Source organism: Acinetobacter sp. A3 (genome assembly GCF_012371415.1).
Lineage (GTDB): Bacteria > Pseudomonadota > Gammaproteobacteria > Pseudomonadales > Moraxellaceae > Acinetobacter.
The window spans coordinates 1-1,100 of record NZ_JAAZQW010000089.1; the positions used below are offsets into that span (position 1 = coordinate 1).

The window sequence follows — 1,100 nt, forward strand, 5'->3', positions numbered from 1 at the left end:
TGAACATCAAATTCAGCACTCAATTCAGCAAGTGTTTTTTCTGCTTTAATCGCAGCAAGTGCTACCTTAGCTTTAAAATCATTTGAATGATTTCTTCTTGGTCTACGTGCCATAAAATACTCCATATATTGATGTTTATAACATCATTTGAGGAGCAGAATATCACTTATAGGAGTTGTTCAAATTTACGGATCCATCTCTCTAATGAAGAAATTCTAAAATTAACATAATACACCTTATACAAAATGCCCTTGTAAGCCCTTAATCAAGGGCATTTTTAGTCTCTACTTAACATAAAATTTTGGTGGTGCTTCAAAAAGTATGCTGCCTTTAAATGAAGCCATTATTGATGTAAAAGAAAAGAAGGCTAAATCAAAAGCTTTAAAATGGTTTTCAAGCTTTTTTGAAAAATTACAGCTTCTTCTGAAGCTACGCCTAATTCTATGCCTTATTTTGCAATTATTGCCTTCAATACCTACAGTAAAAAATTTACCAATACTTTGCTTACCATTTTTAAAAGCAGTGATGAAACTGTCCCAATGATCACTTGCAATTCGGGTGTAGTGAATATCTAATTGTTTAAGCTTTGTCTTCAATTGTTAGACTGTAGCTAAATCTCGTTTACCCCAAACATAAGCAACAATTTCACCTGTTTCTCGATGATAGGCGTAAATAAGCCATTGTTTATTCTTTTTATTTCCAACAAAATTCCAGAACTCATCTACTTCGAGAGATTCATAATGACTTTGCTGAGGCTGAATTTCATAGGTTGATTCAGTTAAAGTACGTAAAACTTTACCGATACTGATGCGCTCAACTTCAGCAATATCTCGTATACCGCTGCCTCTGACCATCAACTGTAATATTTTACGAGTAATACCTGACTTACATCCTAGATAGCTCAGTGCATGATCACCAATAAACTGACGTTTACAGTCTTTGCACTGATAGTTTTGTTTCCCATCTACTTTGATACCATTTTTCTTTATACTATCACTGAGGCAGGTTGGACATTTGATTGCTAGAGTTATTTGCATTTCTCTATTTTATCAAAATCCAATCGGCTTTTTCTTCAGCATACTTTTTGAAACACTACCAAA

At 33.7% G+C, this 1,100-nt stretch carries 1 pseudogene; it reads right to left on the bottom strand.

Annotation, left to right across the window (positions count from 1 at the left end):
* Window positions 1-330: 330 nt before the first annotated feature.
* Window positions 331-1,037 (bottom strand): annotated as a pseudogene (locus tag HHA42_RS13325) (IS1 family transposase).
* Between the last annotated feature and the right edge of the window lie 63 nt (window positions 1,038-1,100).